This is a genomic window from Noviherbaspirillum album, assembly GCF_035916955.1.
Classification (GTDB): domain Bacteria; phylum Pseudomonadota; class Gammaproteobacteria; order Burkholderiales; family Burkholderiaceae_D; genus Noviherbaspirillum; species Noviherbaspirillum album.
Map to the genome: position 1 here is coordinate 63,983 of NZ_JAWIIV010000012.1, position 18,947 is coordinate 82,929.

Genomic DNA, 18,947 nt, shown 5'->3' on the forward strand with positions numbered 1-18,947 from the left:
CGAAAACTACAATCGGTTCATGAATTACGACTCTTCTCCCATTGCCGCCATCGCCACCGCGCCCGGGCGGGGCGGCATCGGCGTCGTGCGCGTCTCCGGAAAAAACCTGGAGGCCGTCATGTCGGCCGTCTGCGGTACCACCGCACTGCAGCCGCGCCACGCCACCTATCTGCCGTTCCGCAATGCCGACGGCAGCATCATCGATCAGGGTCTGGCGTTGTATTTCAAGGCGCCGCATTCCTATACCGGCGAGGATGTGCTGGAACTGCAAGGCCACGGCGGCCCGGTCGTGATGCAGATGCTGCTGGCACGCTGCCTGGAAGCGGGCGCCGATCTCGACCTGCGGCTGGCGCAGCCCGGCGAATTCACGCACCGCGCCTTCCTCAACAACAAGCTGGACCTGGCCCAGGCGGAAGCGGTGGCCGACCTGATCGAAGCCTCCACCGAAGCGGCCGCGAAATCGGCCTCTGAGTCGCTGTCGGGCGTGTTTTCGAAAGCCATCCATGAACTGGTCGAAAAGGTCATTCACCTGCGCATGCTGGTGGAAGCCACGCTCGACTTTCCCGAGGAAGAGATCGACTTCCTGGAAAAATCGGATGCGCGCGGCCAGTTGGAGCGCATCCGCGCCAACCTGGCAGAGATCTTCGAGAATGCGTCGCAGGGCGCGCTACTGCGCGACGGGCTGAACGTCGTGCTGGCGGGCCAGCCGAACGTGGGCAAGTCGTCCTTGCTCAACGCGCTGGCGGGAGCGGACGTGGCGATCGTGACGCCGATCGCCGGCACCACGCGCGACAAGGTGACGGAAACCATACAGATGGAGGGCATCCCGCTCAACATCATCGATACCGCCGGCATTCGCGATGCCGGCGACGAGGTCGAGCGCATCGGCATCGAGCGTACCTGGGGCGAGGTGCGCAAGGCCGACGTGATCGTGCACCTGCTCGACGCCAGCCGCGGGCCGACGCGGGCCGACGAAGAGATTGTCGGCCGCTTCCCGCCGAACGTGCCGGTGCTGCGCATCTGGAACAAGATCGACCTGTCCGGCCACAAGCCGGGGGTCGACTGCATGAGCGATGCGACGCACATCTACCTGTCGGCGGCCGAGCGCCGCGGCATCGACCTGCTGCGCACCGAACTGCTGCGCGTGGCCGGCTGGCAGCAGACCGGGGAATCGCGTTTTCTTGCGCGCGAACGGCATCTGCTGGCGCTGAAGGCGGCCCGCGAGCACCTCGACATGGCTGCCGAGTATGTGGTCCAGGGCAGCCAGACCAGCGACCAGGCGCTGGATTTGCTGGCCGAGGAATTGCGGATCGCCCAAGAACGGCTCAACAGCATTACCGGAGAATTCAGCTCCGACGACCTGCTAGGGGTGATATTCAGCCGCTTCTGTATCGGGAAATAGATTGTTGCCCAAGGATGCCAATCTATGCCCAAATTTGAATATATTCCTCAAATTTATTTAGATGTTATTACGAACTCTTTTGCTTTCAATTAGCACAAAGTAATAGTTTGGTAAAACTACATTAGAGTTCTAGGCTGCAACTAAAGATGGTGTTTGTCCTACAAAATTGCAAAAAAGAATTGACCGCCAAAAACTTCGATCAGAGCAACAATTGTCTATCAGATTGCTCTTTTAGAATTAGTGGTTTAGAGCTACACTCCTGCACTAATATGTCAACCTCTCACCCCACAATTTTATAATTTTTATAACTTTTTGAGTTGATTTTATATTTTTGATAACTTCTCGCAATTCCGCACCAAGTGTTACTCACCTTCAAAAATATTGCGCCATGGAAATATTCACGCTCAAAAAGTTGTATTATTTCTTCAACGTTGCAAAACTTGTGGCACAAATGAGATCACTCAAGTCCGGTTTTATATTTGCATAGTAATAAGAAGTAAGCAAGGTTTTGTAGTAAAAGTGGATTTCAACAAAATTTGAACTTCAATTGTGATTCTGGAATCGGTAATGGTAAGTCCCTGGTATATGTTCAAAGGAGATAATAATGAGCGTCGTAACTGTACAATCCCAAGATAAAAGCAACTTTTTGTGCAAGCGGTTTGCGGCTATGGCGTCTGATTATTTTGATGCACCATCTGAAGCACGTACGCCAGCTGCTCAGGTTCCACTTGAGAACTTATTTCGCGTACTAGAAATGTTTAGGAATAACACTTTTTTTGATGAACCAAGAAAGGGAGTCTTTGCATTTGAAAAACCTAAGACTTCGAAACTTTCTTTATCAAAAGAAGATTCTTGGCATGTCGATATAAAAGATGCAGTACATCGCTCAATTGAAGCTTCTTTTGGGAAGAATGTTGGCGAAGCTGAGGCTGTCGTTGAGCTTCAAAATACATTGAGATGGCTAGTCGTACCCGGAGATCTTCCGCTTCAGGAAGAAAAAGTAATACGGGCTAAAAAATTCTTTGGGCAACTCAGCAACGCTCTTTGATGGAACTTGTTTAGTGCATTCTCCTAAAAATTTTCTCTTGCTTGAATGTGAAAGTGTTAGATCAGTTCTACAAGAGACATTACGTTACGAATACGGTATTGAAGGGAGTCGGGCGTTCTTCGAAGAATGTGAAGTTCGTCTCGACTTCATTAAACAACAATTGTGTGGCTGCCTTGATGATGATCATGATGCCTTAGCAAATACAGCGGCATTACTTACTGAGCTTTCCGAACTGATTGCTCACATTGAACGCTCTTCTATCGGTGAGTATTCTTGGCCATTTGTTGAAGAGTTGAAAGTCATTGCAGAAAAAATCTGTACAGAGACCACAATTACTAATCCTCATACACCGCCTAAGGTGCATGTCATTTCTGGTGGGGGATTAGATAAATATGCAATTGATGTCGAGCAGAAGCGACCAGCAGCAGCGCAGCGACGTATTTTAACTATTATCTTCCCTCGTTCTTTTAAACACCTTGTTCTTTTGCATCCAGTGCTTGGGCACGAACTAGGTCATGCGATTTGGCGCGGCTCTGAACATGAAAAAAGGCTTCAGCAGATAATCTATGATAATTTGCTTGATGGAAACCCAAAATTTGTAGATGAGGCAGCAACTGCTGCATGGCTATACTCGCCCGACGCACCTCAAGGCATCAAGGATACCTTGAATTGGTACGCAACCAACTGGGGGTTAAACCAAAGTAATTTTTTCCAAGAATATGCTAGTTTAGCGGCTTGGATAGAAGAACTTACATGCGATCTCATCGGACTGACTACGTTCGGGCCTAGTTTCGTGGCTGCACTATGGCAACTTCTTTCAAGTCTAATGCCTTCTGGCAACAATGTCGGGGATGAGCATCCGCCTACAGGTTGTAGAATAAATCTAATGCTGTCTGCAATACGTGTCCTTGGCTACGATAAGCTCAAATTCGAAAATCCTGACATTCAAAAAGAATTTGATGATTTTTGGTCTACATTGCATAGCTATAAGCGTAACGAGCCTTGGTATGACTTGTTTTCAGACGCTCAAATATTGAAGACGGTTAATGAGCTTCAAGTATTGCTGAAAGCTCATCCTCCTGCATGCTATGAAACTCCAGACGCAAAAACTCTTGCAAAATTGTATTGCCAAGTTTCAACACGCGTCGCGCCTTCAGGCTTTGAGATGAGCGATGAAGGGAAGCCAATATGCGAAATTATTGACTTCAGACATATTTTATTCGCTGGTTGGATTGCGTCTCGCAGTATAAAAGAAATTTCCTTCGACGATATCAATCGTTTATGTGAACACGCAATTTTGCAGCAGCGCGCAATAAAACTTCACGCGGAATAGCAATGGCAGCCCTTTCACGCAGTGCAATAATCTCCCGCTTGAGAAGTGGGGATCTGAATGTATCTCCAATACTTTCAGATAAGCAGCTTGGCCCCACTTCAATTGATCTTCGTATGGGTACTGTTGTGCTTTTAGCTCGCGCCGGGGCACAATCTCATGTTGATCCGTATGGTTATCTTAAGGAATCAACAGCGCCAAGTGATCACGACACTATTCGTGACAAGAAACAAAAACATGAGCGCTTCGACGTACCGTTCCTAAAGTCTTTTCTTTTGCATCCCGGAACGTTAGCCTTAGTTCCCACACTTGAATGGGTCAAAATACCGTACGACCTTCAAGGCGTTGTCACCGCACGATCCTCATGGGCTAGAGAAGGACTCAGCATTGCAACCGCTACGATTGTAAATCCTGGTTATACAGGTATCGTGACGTTAGAGCTTGCAAATTTGGGCGACGTTCCAATGCGGATTTATCCTGGTCTACGGCTTGCCCAGATCGCTTTTTATGAGTTGTCTGCAACAAATGCCGAACAAGATCAAATAGGGCTTAAGAGCCAATTTGATATGAGTTTTGAGCCTTCTGGGGGCAATATTGCAAAAGGTGATGATGCATTTATTCCAAAGCGAAAAAACCCATAAGAGATTTTTTTAGTACACACTTTAGTACACAAATCGTACATTTATTAGAAACAGCCTATAGCTACTAGCCTATAAGGCTCCTCACTATCTTCTGTATCGAATAATCACCGCCTGCGCTGCCGTTCGCTGATGCGCGCTTCGCGCAGGCGTAGCGAACGGCGCATCATCAAGGTGGTACCGATCAGGACGAAATAACTGCCAAACGCGATAGCGATATCAAACATGTTGCGCTCCTTGTGATCGTTTGCCGGTATTCGATGCAAAAGTCATTCCCGCAGCCTTGATTTTGTTCAATGCGGAAATACTCTGCAAAATCATTGGCTTGGAGAAATAAGATGCCACTTGTCCACACCCTTGTCCACGGAAAATGTGAACAAGACGGGAGGAAGAATGTGGATCAGTTGCGGAGCCGAGCTGCGCGGACGAGCCGCTTAGACCGTCACATCGGCAAGAAGACGATGGGCGAGCGCGGTGGCTTGCTCGAGCGCCTGTTCCGGGCTGTCGGAAGGGGCGGCCACCGTATGCCGGGCTTCCTCGCTTGAATTGCCATGTTCGCGGCTGACCAGCACCACTCCCTGGAACTGGCCGTTGTCCAATTCCTGGATGTCAGCCTGCGCGACCCAATCTGCCTTGGTGTATTTCACTGCTGCCATGGCCTTCTCCTTTGTTCAAGTCTTCAAGTCGATGTAGGACTATGCGAACAGCCAGATGTTCGCACCTGCCCCTATTTTGCCCATGCAGAAAAAATCCTTTACAAACAAGGCACTAGTCAAGTTGACCCAGGCTTATCCACAGGATTGGACACAGGAAATGTGAACAAGAGGATGGGCAAAACAAAACGGCACCCTTTAGGGGTGCCGTGCCGAAACCGGCCGGGACGAATCCCGGATCCCGGTTCAGGATGCGCTGCTTACTCGCCTTGCTACTGCGTCGTGAACGACCAGCTGCGGTCGATGTTGGCGGACCAGGGCGTGCCGTTGTCGCCGACTCCCGATACCCTGCCGACGAAGCGGACGTCGTAGACCGTATTTCCGGCCAGCGGCGAAAGGGGGACGATGGCCGCGGCCGAATCGGGCGTGTGCACGTCGTCCGCCTTCCTCAGCATGCGGGCGGGCAGGGGGCTGCCGCCACGCGGCGTAATGGTAAAGGTCTGCACGTCGAGGATGTCGGTGATATTGGCATGCACGCTGACCGGATAGCCGACTTCATTGGCATTGGGCACCGGGTCAGGTGATTCATTGTCGCTGAAGAAATTGCGCGGCACGCGGGTCTGGTTGGCAACCGGATATTGAACGATGCTGCCTTGCGCCAGCCCGCCCGTGAGTCCGATCGCGGTGAAATTGGTGGTGAAGTAGGTCAGTCCGCCCGAGCGGCCCGCGGCGCCGGCGCCGGCTTCCTTGAACAGCGGCTCGAAGATCACGAAGCGGTGATAGATGGCCGCAATCAGATCCTCGGCGGCATTGAAGCCGGAGGTGTCGGTCGTGGCGGAAATCACTTCGCCGTAGGCGAAACCATTGACGGGAATCGTATAACGGGCAGCGCGCAGGCGGTCGCCGGCGGTCCGTCCGGTGAATGGCACCTTGCCTTGGGTTTGCTCGTGCGTAATGATGTCGTTGTCGCGCTGATAGATCGAATGCCCGAGGGCGGCGGCATCGATCTGGGCATTGCGGTTGAGCACCTGCAGGCCGAGTTGGCGGCGACGGAAGTTGAACCAGTTGAAACCGTCGGTGGCGGTATTGCCGGTGGCCGCCGGAACGCCTGTGTCCTGGGGAGCGACTGAGGCTGCGGCATTGGCGGACGTGGTGACGCTGCCGTTGTCATCGCCGCCGCCGCCGCAGGCGGTCAGGACCAGCGATGCGAGAAGAAGGGGAAAGATCGAGCGCGGTGTTCGCCCCATGAGAAATCCTTTTCAAAGTGGGTAGGCTTGATCGGCATACCGTAAAGACAAAACGCCGGTTAGACGGTCGGTTTTACATTCGGTTGCAGCCCGGCTAGAAATTATCGGCGGCATGACGGCACGGCTTCCCACCTTAGTGGAGAGCCGGCCCGTGCGCGTTGATTTATCCCAGAGGCGAAACGCGATGGCCAATCGGCCAATCGCGCCAAGCCCGTGCCCAGATCAGGATATCAGGATGCAAGCGGCGGGAAGCGGACGCTGACTTTCAGGCCGGCGCCGTGGCGGCCATCCGATAATTTGATGTCGGCCTTATGCATTGCGGCAATATCCCGCACGATGGTCAGGCCAAGTCCGCTGCCGTCGGCATTGGCGGCCTGCGACGATGCCGCCCGGTAAAAGGGCGAGAATACCTTGTCCCGTTCCGCCAGAGCAATGCCGGGACCGTTGTCTTCGATTTCCAGCAGGCCGCCTTCCATGCCCATGCCCATTCCCATTGCACTTACGCGCAGGCTGACCTTGCCGCCCGCGGGTGTGTAGCGGATGGCATTGTCGACCAGGTTGGAAATCAGCTCATGCAGCAGCAGCGGATTGGCCAGCACCATGACTTCGCCGGCGGCCTCGAGCTCGAGATCGATGTCCTTGCGCACCGCCTGCACCGCCAGGTCGAGCCCGACCTGGCGCGCGGTTTCCACCAGCGAGACCGGCTGCAGGTCGGCGGCAACGGCGCCATGCTCGGCGCGCGCCAGCGTGAGCAGGCGGTTGGCCAGGTGCACCGTGGCATCGGTGGTGCGGGCGATGCTTTCGACGATGTCGCGCATGGCTTCGGGATCGTTGGCCCGCAGCGCCAGCTCGGCCTGAGTCTTGAGCACGGTCAGCGGCGTGCGCAGCTGGTGCGACGCATCGGCGATGAAGCGGCGCTGGCCGGAGATGAGGGTTTGCAGGCGGGCCATGTAGCCGTTCATCGCGGCCACCAGCGGACGGACTTCGCGATGCACCAGGTCGGGGTCGAAATTGGACAGGTCGGTGGGCGAGCGCGCCTCCACGTCCGCGGTCAGCCGCATCAGCGGACGCAGCACGAAGCGCACCGCGAACCAGGCCAGCACTGCCGCCGCCAGCACCAGCAGCGCCTGGCGCGCCAGCGTATCGAGCAGGATCTTGCGCGACAGTTCGTGCCGGCCTTCCAGCGTTTCGCCGACCTGGATCAGCGCGATGCCGCGCATCGAATCGTCGTAGACGGGCTGATACAGCGCGGCGATGCGGACCGGCTCGGTGCGGTAGGTGGCATGGTAGAAATAGACCAGCGCCGGATAGGCATCGGAGCGCGCCACGTGCCTGGGCAGCGCGGGCAGGTCTTCGTAGCCGGACACATGCTCGCCCTTGACGCCCGTGACCCGGTAGTAGATGCGTCCCAGCGTATCGGTCTCGAAGCTGTCGAGCGCGACATAGGGCACGTCGGCGACCACCCGGCCGTTGGCGATGGAGACGCGTTCGGCCAGTGCGCGGGTCGACGCCAGCAGCGAGCGGTCATAAGCCTGGTCGGCGGCTTCGAGCGCATTGTTGTAGACGGAAACCGCGTCGATCACCACCAGCGCGGCCAGGGGAATCAGCAGCCAGCGGAGCAGTTGCGAACGGAGGCTGCCGAGCGGGGCCCGTTCGATCGGTGCGGTCATTGCGATTTTTCTTCCAGCAGATAACCCAAGCCCCGCAGCGTGGTGATGGCCACACGTCCGGCTTCGCCGCGTTCGAGCTTCTTGCGCAGCCGGTGCACGTAGATTTCGATCGCGTCGGTGCTGGCATCGTCGTCGAGCGCGAACACTTCATCGAACAATTTCTCTTTGGACACGGCGCGGCCGGCGCGTGTCAGCAGGACTTCGAGCACCGCATGCTCGCGCGGCGTCAGTGCCAGCGGCGCGCCGCCGTAGGTGAACATGCGCGACACCGTGTCGAAGGCGAGCGCGCCGCAGTTGAGGATGACGGCTTCGTTGCCCTGCGAGCGGCGCAGCAGCGCCTTGACCCGGGCTTCCAGCTCGGCCAGCTCGAAGGGCTTGGGCAGGTAGTCGTCGGCGCCGAGGTTGAGGCCCTGCACGCGCTCGCTGAGCCCGCCGCGCGCGGTCAGCACCAGCACAGGCGTCTTGCTGCCGCGGGCGCGCAGGCGCTTGAGCACTTCGAGACCGTCCATGCGCGGCAGCGTCAGGTCGAGGATCACCAGCGCATATTCCTGGGTATGCAGCAGGGCATCTGCGTCGGCGCCGTCCATCGCGCATTCGACCGTCAGGCGCGCATCCTGCAGCGCCTTGCTGATCCAGCGCGAGAGTTCGGCATGATCTTCGACCAGGAGGATTCGCATGGTGGTGTCTCGATTGATAAGGAAAGCCGCGCCGGCTGCGGTCCGGCTGAAAGCGGTTTGAAAGCTGCGGCGGTTATGTTGCCCGCGACAACGGCGGCAACATGTCGCTGCCCGCGCTGCGCCGCTCATGATACGCATTTCATTGCGCTTGCAAAAGCTTGCCTGCCTGGCGGCCGGCGATGCGGGATAATCGGCGCAGCGGGCAGCGATGCCTTGAGCGCGCATTGGCGCAATGATGAAACCGGCAAGGGGGACGAAGTGAACAGGAAAAGCGCGGCAAGGGCAATGCTGGCGGCGGCATGGTGTGCCGCCGTCCTGGCGGCGTCGCCGGCGACGGCGCGCGGGCCGGAATGCGTCGTCCCCGCCAAGCCCGGCGGCGGCATGGACCTGACCTGCAAGCTGGCGCGCAAGGGGCTGAGTGCGGTATCCGCAGCGGCCGGCGTCGATCCGGCGTTGCAGATCAATTATTTGCCGGGAGGCATCGGCGCGGTGGCATGGAACTCCATGCTCACCCAACGGCGCGCCGAAGCCGATACGCTGGTGGTGTTCTCGGGCGGTTCGCTGCTCAACCTGGCGCAGGGCAAATACGGTAATGCCTCGGCGGCGGACATGCGCTGGGTGGCGGCGCTCGGCGCCGATTACGGCATGATCGCGGTGCGCAGCGATTCACCCTACAAGACGCTGGCCGACCTGCTGGATGCGCTCAAGCGCGATGCCGGAAAAATTTCGATCGGCGCCGGCGGCACGGCCGGCAGCCAGGACTGGCTGAAGGTATCCATCATTGCCAGGCAGGCGGGCATTCATCCGAAGAAGCTGCGTTTCGTGGCTTTCGAAGGTGGCGGGGAATCGATTACCGCCCTGCTGGCAGGGCATGTGCAGGCGGTCTCGGGCGATGCATCGGAGGCCGCGCTGTATGCGGCCAATGGCGGAATCCGGGTGCTGGCCGTGATGAGCGACCGGCGCCTGCCGGGGGTGCTGTCGGGCGTGCCGACCGCGCGCGAGCAGGGCTTCGAGGTGACCTGGCCGATCGTGCGCGGCTTCTACATGGGCCCCGGCGTGCCTGACGCCGAGTACCGCAAATGGGTGGGCGCCTTCGACAGGATGATGAAGGAGCCGGGATTCGACGCACAGCGGGCGGAGCACGGCCTGTATCCGTTTGCGCTGACCGGCGATGCGCTGACCACGTACGTCCGCAAGACTGTCGACGACTACGGGCGGCAAGCGAAGGAACTGGGATTGTCGAGATAGCAGGCGCCGTACCGGCAACCACACACCATCTTTCGCGCGGCGGACATCTCCCGCCCCCTATCGTTACGGCAACAAGCCACGCACCGCATCATGGCATTTCTTAAAAACCGGCAATCCTTTCTTCTGGCGCTCGGCATCGGCCTGGTGGCCGCATTGCTCTGCGCCTGGCTGCAAACACCGCTGCCATGGATGATCGGGCCGCTCTGCAGCACGGCGGCCGCCTGCATGGCCGGCCTGCGGCTGTCGGCTCCGGTGCAGGTGCGCGAGGGCGGCCAGTGGGCGATCGGCACCGCGCTCGGGCTTTATTTCACGCCGGCGGTGGTCAAGGTGCTGGTGTCCTACGTCGGCTTTATCGCCGCCGGGGTGGCGTTCGCACTGCTGCTCGGCGCGGCTTGCGCCTGGCTGCTGCACAAGCTGTCAGGCGTGGATCGCACCACCGCGTTCTTTGCCATGGCCATCGGCGGCGCGTCGGAAATGGCCAGCCAGGGCGAACGCCACGGCGCGCAGGTCGACCGCGTCGCCGCCTCGCACAGCCTGCGCATCATGATGGTGGTGATCATCATTCCCTTCCTGTTCAAGTTCGCCGGCGTGCACGGCCTGGATGTGTTCGTGCCCGGCGCACGGGTGGTTCACGCCGGCGGCCTGCTGGCATTGATCGCGCTGACTTCGCTTGGGGCGCTGCTGTTCAAGCGCCTGAAGTCGCCCAATGCCTGGGTGCTGGGGCCGATGGCGGTGGCGATCGTCCTGACCGCGTCCGGGTTCAACCTGTCGGCGCTGCCGGAATGGATGGTGCATCTGGGCCAGCTGTTCATCGGCATTTCCCTGGGCACCCGGTTCACGCCGGAATTCCTGCACACCGCGCCGCGCTACCTCGCCAGCGTGGCGCTGTGCACGCTGGCCGCTCTGGGCATCGCTGCGGGCTTTGCCTTCGGCCTGTCGTCGGTGAGCGGCATTCATCCCGCGACCGCGATACTGGCCACCTCGCCCGGCGGCATCGCGGAAATGAGCCTTACCGCGAAGACCCTGCAGCTGGGGGTGCCGATCGTGACCGCCTTTCACGTGACGCGGCTGGCGTCGCTGGTCATCATGATCGGTCCGCTGTTCCGGCTGGGACAGCGCTGGCGGTACGGCAGGAAGTAAAAAGGAGCGGGCCGCGGCGCCGCTCCAGATGCAGGAGACATTCCTGAACTTCACGGCGGCCGCCGCACCGCCCCCGAATCGATTCCGATCAGGCTCAATAACCGACGGTGAAACGGCGGCGCGCATGGCTGGGCCGTTCCAGTTCGTCGATCATCGCCACTGCATAATCCTCGACGGAGATGCGGCTCTCGCCGGCGGCATTGACCAGAAGCTGATCGCTGCCGAGGCGGAAGCGGCCGGTACGCTCGCCGGGAGCAATGATCGCCGACGGGCTCAGCATGGTCCAGTTCAGCGTCTCTTCCTGCCGCAGCAGCTTGAGCGCCTCGCGCGCGCCCTCGGCGGTCGGCTTGTACTGCGCCGGGAAGTCGGGCGTATCGAGCACCTGCAGGCCGGGCGCGACCTCCAGGCTGCCGGCGCCGCCGACAACCAGCAGGCGCGGCACGCCCGCCGATTTCGCCGCGCCGACGATAGCGCGGAAGCCTTTCACGTAGTAGCCGAACACATCATCGGCGGCATGGCCGCTGAAGGCGCTGACGAGGGCGTCATGCCCGCCCAGCTGCTCGGCCAGGCCGGCCTGGTCGAGCACGTCGGCGGCGACCGGGCGCAGGTTGGCGGCGGCGTCCAGTTTTTCCGGATGACGCACCAGCGCCGATACCCGGTGTCCGCGCGCAAGCGCTTCCCTAAGCAGGGCGGATCCGATGAAACCGGTGGCGCCGATCAATGCGATGTTCATGTCTGTCTCCCAAAAGGTAAATGAAGTACGGGCATCATCGCGGAAACCATTGATTCGATAAACGCCTGCATTGATAATTCATTGTTATCGGATCCTTATCAATGCCGCCATCATGTCACTGCTCGGACAGATCGATCTCAACAGCCTGCTGGTGTTCGACGCGGTGGTCGACAGCGGCAGTTTCACCGCCGCCGCCGACCGCCTGGGCGTGGCCAAGGCCAGGGTCAGCATCCTCGTCAGCCGGCTGGAACAGGCGATCGGCACCACGCTGTTTCACCGCACCACCCGCCGCGTCAGCCTGACCGACGCCGGCCGCGCGCTGCATGCGCAATGCCGGCCGCTGATCGACGGACTGGAACATGCGGTGGCGCAGGCCGGCCAGGAATCGACCCAGCCCGCGCAGCTGAGCGGCATGCTGCGCGTCACGGCGGCGGTCGACCAGGCGGTACTGTCGGTGGCACCGGCGCTTGCGCGCTTCGCGCAGATGCATCCGGCGCTGCAGTTCGACCTGCGCGCCGGCGATACGGTGGCCGATTTGGTGGAAGAAGGGATCGATCTCGCGATCCGCTACGGCTGGCTGCGCGATTCCTCGCTGCGCGCGGTCAAGCTCGGTGAATTCGCGCAATATGTGGTGGCTTCGCCGCAATACCTGGAACGGCATGGCCGCCCGCGCCGTCCGGAAGACCTGGCGGGCTGCGAATGGCTGGCGCTCACCTTGCTGCCGACGCCGCTGACCTGGAAATTCACGTCGCGCGGCGGCGAGACGCGCTCGGTGCAGGTGAAATCGCGCATGCGGGTGAATTCGCCGGCGGCACTGCGCGCATTGCTGCGCGAAGGCGCGGGCGTATCGGTGCTGGCGCAACAGAGCGCGGAGGAGGGGATGCGCGACGGCTACCTGGTGCGGCTGCTGCCGCAGTGGTCGCTGCCGCAGGGCGGCATTTACGCGGTGGTGCCGCCGGGCCGGCACATGCCGGCCCGGGTGCGGGCTTTCATTGATTTCTATCGCGGGTATCTCGACGAAGGCTGATTACGAAAACGACAACCGCGCCGGCGGCCAAGCGCGCAGGCCATCGTCGGACGAGCGCCTTGACGAAAACATGCCGGCCGCAGTCACCTTCAGCCGGTCCAGCGAAAACTGCCGCAGGTGTTGGAACACGCTTTGATTGATGCCCATCGTCGCCTGCATCACCAGCATGCCGATTTCCGGATGCACCGCGTCCTGCTGTTCGGCACCACTACCCCTGGCAGCCTTGGCGGCCTTCTGCCTCGCGGAACGCGCGCGAGAAGCCTGCTCCGCTACCGCGCAGCGGAACGCGTCTTCCAGCGTCAGCTGGCTGGTCTCGCAGGCCAGCGTCCAGCTCTGCGGCTGGCCCGCGTCAGGCCGCATCACCTGCAGCACCTGTTCGCGGCAGAGGATGCTGCACAGCCTGACCAGTTCCCTGGCGGGCCGCCCGGTACGCTGTTCCAGTTGTGCGAGGCTGACCGCGCGCGGCGCGCTGGCGACGAACTGGCCAAGCAGTTCGGTGATCAGGCACAGTCGCCCATACAAGGCGCTGTCGCCCAGCAGATATTCATCAGCGGCATTCATACTGCATTCTCCAGTGTTTCATTTTCAGGTTGCATCAGGTTCAAATGTGTTGCATCCGACAGGTTCAGCACCGTCGGCAGGGCGGGATCCTTGAGGCAGGCGAACAGCTGCGCCACATCGAGCGCCTGCACCAGCAGGCGGCCTTCATTGGCCTGGATCACCTGCTTGACCAGCAGGCCCTCGGCTGCTGCGGCGAAGGGTGTCGGAATGATTTGCGACGGCCGGAATTCCGGCACGCCGTGCAGTTCATCGACCAGCAGGCCGATGTCCTGGCCGTTGTGCCTGACGACGATCACCTGGCTGCCGGCCTCGATCTGCGCCGGCGCGCCGCGCATCAGGTGCCGCAGGTCGAATACCCAGACGAAATGCCGGCTCTCGCCGTGGCGCTGCAGCGCCAGCACCCCGACACGCTCGGCGCGCCCGCCCATCGAGACCGGAGACACTTCCGAGGCCGGCAGCGCTTCCATGACCTGCGCCGCGGGCATCGCGAAGAGCATGCCGTCGATGTAGAAGGTCGCATATTCGATGCCGCCGGTCGCCGTGACGTCGCTCTCGATCACCGCATCCTCGCGATTGACCGCGCCGCCTCGTTCGCGCACCTCGCCGAAGCTGTCGTACACCAGCGCAATGACGTCTTCCCGGTAACCGTCGCTTACCTTGAATTCGCGGTAGCCGTCGGATACCGTGCAGCCCATGATCGCGTAATGGCCGTCGTGCACCAGGATGCGCGAGGCGCTGCTGCCATTGGCAAGCGCCAGCAGCTTGCGGTCGATGTCATGATCGGGATCGAGCTGCGTGCCGGCCGGGCGGGAGGGATCGGTGCTGGAAATCACGCACCCGCGGCGGTCGACGAACATGGCCGTCATGCCTTGCTTGTCGGCCAGCGCGCCGCGCAGCATCGCTTCGAATTCCGGCTGCGCGTCGAACACGATGCCGATGCCGCCGACCACCACGCTGTCGTTCTGCGGGTCGCGGATGGCGGCATGGTAGATGTAGGTAGGCCGGCCGCCGTACAGCGGCGTACGCTCGAACGGCGACACGTAATAATCCTGTTCGCTGCGCAGGGCCAGCACATTCGACAGTACGGCGGCATCGACCTTCGTGCCGACCACCGACACGCCGTTTTCCATCTCGTGCGTGCTGGCAATGATGCAACCCTCGCGGTCGTAGACAAAGATGCGGGTATAGACGGTATAGAGGCGGTTGATGTAGTCGAGGATCGCGGTCAGGTTTTCCAGGGTTTCCAGGTCCCTTTCCTCGGCGGCAAGCGCGGTGCGCAATTCCGGTGTCAGCGCCCACCAGCGGCAATCATCCGAACGTTCGTACAGATTGCGGTCCAGCAAATCCACCAGCAGGTGCGATACGAATTCGGCATCGCGCAGGCTCGATGCGAGCACGGTTTCATACAGGTCGCGGATGGATTGCGAAAACAGTTCGTTGCTGCGCATGCCGGTTTCGCTGATCTGGTCGAGAATGGTCTTGAGCTTGAGCAGTTCGCCGCGCTGGCCGGCGGTCATGACCTGGCCGTTCCAGACCACGCGGCGGATGGTGTCGGCGGCGGTCATGATCTCGAACAGCGGCGGGCAGAACGATCGCGCATGCGACAGCAGGCCCTCGGCGATTGCCGGATCCAGCGTGGACAAGGCATTGGAGACCCCGCCATGGAAAGCGACGTCGACCGGGATCATGACCTGGCCCTGCCAGCCGGGCGGTCCCATGTAGCCCTGGTAGCCGGCCGTGCCCAGGGTGCGCACCAGGTATTCGCGTCCGCCATGGACCAGCAGCCGGGGTTCGGCCGAACGGTTGACCGGAACGGTGGCGCCGACCGGAATCCAGAGTTCGTCGGCGCTGGCGATGACGCGGTTGTCGCCGTCGAGCAGAAGCATGTTGGCGCGTTCGTCGGCATCGCGGTGCGAGCGGAAGATGCCGGCCATTTCTTCTTCGAAATGAAAGCACAGGCAGAGCACGCCGACCGGCACGCCGGTGTCGGGATGGAGCATGCGCCGCGAGTAGACGAGCGCCTGCTTCTTGTGGGGACGCAGGTCGGTGGCGCGGAAGGTTTCGACATAGCCGTCGGCGGCCAGCGTCTCTGCGATCAGCGGATCGGTGCTGCCTTCGATGGGCGAGGCCTCGTCGATCTGGACCAGCACGTTGCCGGCGGTATCGAGCAACAAAATTTCATCGTAGACGGTGTACTTGCTGCGGTAGGCGCGTAGGCGGTAGCGGATGGCATCCACATTGTCGTGCACGCCGGCGACGAAGGCGCAGAGTTCGCGGTCGGTGGCGAGAAAGCCGACATCGGCGGTGCGCTCGTAGAGGTTGCGAACGACGATATCGATCACATATTGTGCCTTGGTGGCGATCTCGTCGAGCACGTTGCCGACTTTCTCGCCGACCAGGCTGTGCACGAGTTCGTGTTCCAGGCGGTTGAAGCCGGCGCGAGTGGCTGCCATGGTGGGAAGGATGGTCTTGGCTTCGACCGGGCAATTCATCTTGGCCGAAGCCTCGATCATGCGCCACATCAGGTTGAGTTCGCGCAGCGATTGCTCGCAGCGCACCACATCGCGCATGTACGGCAGAAAGGTGTCAACAGGTAAGGGTGTGGTTCCACGCATGGCAGCTGTCCTTATATTGTTTTTGCACAGCTCGCGGCCCGCCCGGATAGGACAGACCCAACGGCATCGCGACACAAATTAGTGCACTGCAACAATCTTGCAATTAATAGGCCAGCCCGGGAATTTCCTTGTCATTGCGCCCTCCAATGTTGGTTTTCGCCGGGCCTGCCCGATTGCCGGCGAGAGGGACGGGGCGGAAGCAAAAGCCCCGGCTTGAAGGCGGTGCGAGGCAAGCCGGCATGCGGCCCTGAAATGGTGCTTCCGCAAAAGTTCCCGCAAAAGTTCCGCTCCAGATTGGTGCTTGATAAAGAGCGACCAACCGGTCTGTTTTTGTGCCCGTTCCGCGAATCCCGTTACACTGATCCTCAACCTGCTTCACTCTGTCAATGCAAGCGAACCTGATATGAAACCTGTTGCACCCGGTACCGTCATCTTCCACCGCCACCGCGGCTACGGCGTCATTACCTCGGTCAATCTGCTGACCGGCTGGGTATCTGCCCGCTTCGGCGATGAAGTGCGCACGCTCGATCTGAACCTGTCGCATGACGATCTGCAGCATGCGGATGGCGAACCGATCCGCTTCCGGCGCGATGCGCCCGACCGCATGCCGCATGCGCGGCTCATGGCGATGGTGCGCGAACTGCATCGCGCCGGCTATCAGCGGCTCTACCTGTACAGCTGGCCCAAGCCCTCGGGGCTGCACTGGCGCTGGCACCTGTTTACCGGCCAGCGCAACTGGATCGACCGCGCCTGGCGCGAAGGCTGGTACGGCTCCGGCGCCGATTACAACTTCAATCCGGTGCTGGGATGGGGCGACCAGCCCGGCGCCACCGCCTCGGAGCTGGTCTCGGCGTTTGGCAACTTCGATCCGCAGGGACTGGCGCAGGCGCTCAAGCGCGATGAGGATCACACCGCCTGGTTCGATTCCGTATGCGAGGCGCTGCTGCCGAACTATGCCTATACGCTGGGCTGGGATTACCGCGACGGGCCGGTGCCCGATCATCTTCCGGTGATTCCGGTGCGGCGCGGCGTGCCTGCCTATTCCGGACCGCCGCTGCCCTGGCCGCCGGGCTGGACCAGGCTGTGGACCGGCGGACGCGCGCTGGTCACATCATCGTTCAGAACAAATCCTGCTGCCGCCCCTTCCGGCGTCGTTCGTTGATCTGCATGATCGCTGTTTCGCGCGGGCCGGCGATGAGCACGACCGCGTCGCCGGCAGCGATCTCCCCCGTTTCCACCACGCGCAGGTAAAAGCCGCTGAAGCCCGACTGCAGCATCATTTTCGCGGCGTGGCCAAACCCCATCTTCGCATTGAACTTGTAGCAGGGATGGCGCGGCTCGGTCACCTGCAGCAGCGTGCTGCCGATCCGTAGCCTGTCGCCGACCCATACATCGCTTTCCAGCAGCCCCCGCAAGCTCAGGTTTTCCCCCATCGCGCCCGGCGCAAGCGGTTCATCGCGCTTGAGCGCGGCGCGTCGCTGCGCCTCCCAGAATGCGTAGTGTTCGGTCGGATAGGCATACACCGCCTTGTTCAATCCGCCGTGCACCGTGAGATCGGCCTGCTCGTCGCCTGCCAGGCCGAGCTTGCCGACCGCCACCGGTCCGTCCAGCGCATGCTTGTGAATGCCGGTGGCGATGCGCCGCATCGCATCGGATTGCGGGACGAACAGATCGCTCACGGTGCCGACATTGACGCTTATGACTTTCATGCCGCCTCCATCGCGGTGCGCCGCAGCGCCAGATTGCCCGCCAGATAGGAGATGCCGATCGCCGCCGCCATCGGGACCGCCGCGTAGTACGACAAGGCGGCGGTACCCTGGATCGACACGATCAGGCCGCCGAGGAAAGCCCCGACCGCCTGTCCGAGATAAATGGCCGACGAATTCAGCGACACCGAGGCGGACGCCAGCTTCGGCGCCATGGCGACCAGGCGCGCCTGCTGCGAACCGTTGATGGCGAAGCAGCCCACACCCCACAGCAGCATCAGCGCAGTGGCCATGGAAAGCGAACCGCGCGTCAGCGGCCACAGCAGCAGCGCCGCCAGCATGCAGGCCATGGCCGCGATGCCGACCCGCGCCGGGCCGACGCGGTCCATCACGCGCGCGCCGATGATGTTGCCGATCACGCCGGTGATGCCGAAGCAGAGGAAGAGCAGGCTGATGACTGCGGGCGTGGCATCGATGCCATCCTTGAGCACCAGCGCCATGTAGGAAAACATGCTGAACAAGCCGAGCGCCTGAATGGCGGTGACCGAAATCGCCAGCAGCAGCGGGGTGTCGGCAAACAGCGCCTTCCATGCGGCACTGTCCATCGGCGCAACGAATAGCCGGGCGGGGATCTGCCTCCATACCGCGCCGGCGAAGAGCAACGACAGCAAGCCCACCAAGGCGAGCGTCGGGCGCCAGCCGATGTGGGCACCGAGGTAGGAACCGATAGGCGTACCGATCACGGCGGCGATCGACCAGCCGAGAAACACCAGGCCGATGGCCTTGCCGCGCATGTCGGCCGGAACCATGAGGCCGGCGGTGGCGGCCGCCTGCGCGGTAAAGATCGCGCCCCCGACCGCGGTGATGATGCGCGCGGCGAGCAGGGCGTCATAGCCGGGGGAAAGTGCGGCGGCGAAATGCATGGCGGCATACAGCAGCAGGGAAGCCGTCAGCAGCTTGCGGCGGTCGATGGCACTGGTCCAGCTGGCGAGGAAGGGACCGCTGATGCAGATGGTCATCGCGAATGCGGAAATCAGCCAGCCGATGCGCGCCGGCGATACGGCGAGGTCCGCGCTCAGGTCGTTGAGCATGCCCGGCACCACCATGACGCCGGTGCCGATGGCAAAGTTGCCGAGGGTAAGAGACCACAGTCTGGATTGCATGGAGGCTCCGCGAGGTGAGGCTCCAGTGTAGCGAAAGGCGAACGGTCGTGCCGAAGCTGGCCGCGCCGTCAGGCACGGCATCGGCAAAT

At 60.9% G+C, this 18,947-nt stretch carries 17 protein-coding genes; 8 read left to right on the top strand and 9 right to left on the bottom strand.

The features are described 5' to 3' along the window. The first annotated feature begins 19 nt into the window (after positions 1-19). The 4 genes from mnmE to dcd all read left to right on the top strand — a co-directional run bounded on the left by mnmE (position 20) and on the right by dcd (position 4,421). Positions 20-1,402 (top strand): tRNA uridine-5-carboxymethylaminomethyl(34) synthesis GTPase MnmE, encoded by a 1,383-nt coding sequence (gene mnmE / locus RY831_RS15630; protein ID WP_326507298.1) that lies wholly within the window; start codon positions 20-22, stop codon positions 1,400-1,402. Positions 1,403-2,006: 604 nt separating this feature from the next. Next, positions 2,007-2,450, top strand: a complete 444-nt coding sequence (locus tag RY831_RS15635) for a hypothetical protein (RefSeq protein WP_326507299.1) — start codon at positions 2,007-2,009, stop codon at positions 2,448-2,450. A gap of 13 nt (positions 2,451-2,463) precedes the next feature. Then, a complete protein-coding gene (locus tag RY831_RS15640; RefSeq protein WP_326507300.1) occupies positions 2,464-3,783 on the top strand; it encodes a hypothetical protein in 1,320 nt (439 codons plus the stop codon). A gap of 2 nt (positions 3,784-3,785) precedes the next feature. After that, on the top strand, positions 3,786-4,421 hold the full coding sequence (dcd, locus tag RY831_RS15645; RefSeq protein ID WP_326507301.1) for a dCTP deaminase: 636 nt from the start codon (positions 3,786-3,788) through the stop codon (positions 4,419-4,421). A gap of 431 nt (positions 4,422-4,852) precedes the next feature. Here dcd and RY831_RS15650 read toward each other — a convergent pair whose 3' ends face one another. From RY831_RS15650 to RY831_RS15665, 4 genes are all read right to left on the bottom strand, one after another. Next, the gene (locus RY831_RS15650; protein ID WP_326507302.1) at positions 4,853-5,074 is read right to left on the bottom strand and encodes a hypothetical protein; all 222 of its coding nucleotides are present in this window, start codon (positions 5,072-5,074) and stop codon (positions 4,853-4,855) included. A 269-nt stretch (positions 5,075-5,343) separates the two neighbouring features. Further along, positions 5,344-6,318 carry a CAP domain-containing protein gene (locus RY831_RS15655; protein ID WP_326507303.1) on the bottom strand — a complete coding sequence of 325 codons (975 nt, stop codon included), beginning with the start codon at positions 6,316-6,318 and terminating at the stop codon, positions 5,344-5,346. 230 nt (positions 6,319-6,548) lie between these two features. Further along, positions 6,549-7,988: a sensor histidine kinase gene (locus RY831_RS15660; protein WP_326507304.1), complete on the bottom strand. Its 1,440-nt coding sequence runs from the start codon at positions 7,986-7,988 to the stop codon at positions 6,549-6,551. Continuing rightward, on the bottom strand, positions 7,985-8,665 hold the full coding sequence (locus RY831_RS15665; protein ID WP_326507305.1) for a response regulator: 681 nt from the start codon (positions 8,663-8,665) through the stop codon (positions 7,985-7,987). Before RY831_RS15665 ends, RY831_RS15660 begins: the two co-directional genes overlap by 4 nt. 285 nt (positions 8,666-8,950) lie before the next feature. Between RY831_RS15665 and RY831_RS15670 the strand changes: the two genes are divergently transcribed. Then, the gene (locus tag RY831_RS15670; protein WP_326507406.1) at positions 8,951-9,913 is read left to right on the top strand and encodes a tripartite tricarboxylate transporter substrate binding protein; all 963 of its coding nucleotides are present in this window, start codon (positions 8,951-8,953) and stop codon (positions 9,911-9,913) included. 90 nt (positions 9,914-10,003) lie between these two features. Beyond that, on the top strand, positions 10,004-11,053 hold the full coding sequence (locus RY831_RS15675) for an AbrB family transcriptional regulator (RefSeq protein ID WP_326507306.1): 1,050 nt from the start codon (positions 10,004-10,006) through the stop codon (positions 11,051-11,053). A gap of 94 nt (positions 11,054-11,147) precedes the next feature. On the opposite strand, the gene RY831_RS15680 is transcribed toward RY831_RS15675, so the two are convergent. Next, a complete protein-coding gene (locus tag RY831_RS15680) occupies positions 11,148-11,786 on the bottom strand; it encodes an NAD(P)-dependent oxidoreductase (protein ID WP_326507307.1) in 639 nt (212 codons plus the stop codon). Positions 11,787-11,898: 112 nt separating this feature from the next. Here RY831_RS15680 and RY831_RS15685 point away from each other — a divergent pair, with 112 nt between their 5' ends. Beyond that, positions 11,899-12,813 carry a LysR family transcriptional regulator gene (locus RY831_RS15685; RefSeq protein WP_326507308.1) on the top strand — a complete coding sequence of 305 codons (915 nt, stop codon included), beginning with the start codon at positions 11,899-11,901 and terminating at the stop codon, positions 12,811-12,813. Here RY831_RS15685 and RY831_RS15690 read toward each other — a convergent pair whose 3' ends face one another. After that, positions 12,814-13,374, bottom strand: coding sequence for a hypothetical protein (locus RY831_RS15690; protein WP_326507309.1), 561 nt, complete (start codon positions 13,372-13,374; stop codon positions 12,814-12,816). Then, on the bottom strand, positions 13,371-15,989 hold the full coding sequence (locus tag RY831_RS15695; RefSeq protein WP_326507310.1) for a chemotaxis protein CheW: 2,619 nt from the start codon (positions 15,987-15,989) through the stop codon (positions 13,371-13,373). Before RY831_RS15695 ends, RY831_RS15690 begins: the two co-directional genes overlap by 4 nt. Positions 15,990-16,392: 403 nt before the next feature. Between RY831_RS15695 and RY831_RS15700 the strand changes: the two genes are divergently transcribed. Then, positions 16,393-17,151, top strand: a complete 759-nt coding sequence (locus RY831_RS15700) for an L-asparaginase (protein ID WP_326507311.1) — start codon at positions 16,393-16,395, stop codon at positions 17,149-17,151. Here RY831_RS15700 and RY831_RS15705 read toward each other — a convergent pair. Together RY831_RS15705 and RY831_RS15710 are read right to left on the bottom strand one after the other, a co-directional pair. Next, the gene (locus RY831_RS15705; protein WP_326507312.1) at positions 17,108-17,698 is read right to left on the bottom strand and encodes an MOSC domain-containing protein; all 591 of its coding nucleotides are present in this window, start codon (positions 17,696-17,698) and stop codon (positions 17,108-17,110) included. The genes RY831_RS15700 and RY831_RS15705 overlap by 44 nt on opposite strands. Further along, entirely contained in the window at positions 17,695-18,858 is a 1,164-nt protein-coding gene (locus RY831_RS15710) for an MFS transporter (protein WP_326507313.1), read from the bottom strand. The genes RY831_RS15705 and RY831_RS15710 overlap by 4 nt, the downstream gene beginning before the upstream one ends. Positions 18,859-18,947 lie beyond the last annotated feature (89 nt).

Coding starts and splice junctions, on each gene's coding strand:
- RY831_RS15675 (WP_326507306.1), top strand. CDS start 10,004: ATGGCATTTCTTAAAAACCGGCAATCCTTTCTTCTGGCGCTCGGCATC.
- RY831_RS15705 (WP_326507312.1), bottom strand. CDS start 17,698: ATGAAAGTCATAAGCGTCAATGTCGGCACCGTGAGCGATCTGTTCGTC.
- RY831_RS15700 (WP_326507311.1), top strand. CDS start 16,393: ATGAAACCTGTTGCACCCGGTACCGTCATCTTCCACCGCCACCGCGGC.
- RY831_RS15695 (WP_326507310.1), bottom strand. CDS start 15,989: ATGCGTGGAACCACACCCTTACCTGTTGACACCTTTCTGCCGTACATG.
- RY831_RS15710 (WP_326507313.1), bottom strand. CDS start 18,858: ATGCAATCCAGACTGTGGTCTCTTACCCTCGGCAACTTTGCCATCGGC.
- RY831_RS15680 (WP_326507307.1), bottom strand. CDS start 11,786: ATGAACATCGCATTGATCGGCGCCACCGGTTTCATCGGATCCGCCCTG.
- RY831_RS15655 (WP_326507303.1), bottom strand. CDS start 6,318: ATGGGGCGAACACCGCGCTCGATCTTTCCCCTTCTTCTCGCATCGCTG.
- RY831_RS15665 (WP_326507305.1), bottom strand. CDS start 8,665: ATGCGAATCCTCCTGGTCGAAGATCATGCCGAACTCTCGCGCTGGATC.
- RY831_RS15635 (WP_326507299.1), top strand. CDS start 2,007: ATGAGCGTCGTAACTGTACAATCCCAAGATAAAAGCAACTTTTTGTGC.
- RY831_RS15660 (WP_326507304.1), bottom strand. CDS start 7,988: ATGACCGCACCGATCGAACGGGCCCCGCTCGGCAGCCTCCGTTCGCAA.
- RY831_RS15690 (WP_326507309.1), bottom strand. CDS start 13,374: ATGAATGCCGCTGATGAATATCTGCTGGGCGACAGCGCCTTGTATGGG.
- dcd (WP_326507301.1), top strand. CDS start 3,786: ATGGCAGCCCTTTCACGCAGTGCAATAATCTCCCGCTTGAGAAGTGGG.
- mnmE (WP_326507298.1), top strand. CDS start 20: ATGAATTACGACTCTTCTCCCATTGCCGCCATCGCCACCGCGCCCGGG.
- RY831_RS15650 (WP_326507302.1), bottom strand. CDS start 5,074: ATGGCAGCAGTGAAATACACCAAGGCAGATTGGGTCGCGCAGGCTGAC.
- RY831_RS15670 (WP_326507406.1), top strand. CDS start 8,951: ATGCTGGCGGCGGCATGGTGTGCCGCCGTCCTGGCGGCGTCGCCGGCG.
- RY831_RS15685 (WP_326507308.1), top strand. CDS start 11,899: ATGTCACTGCTCGGACAGATCGATCTCAACAGCCTGCTGGTGTTCGAC.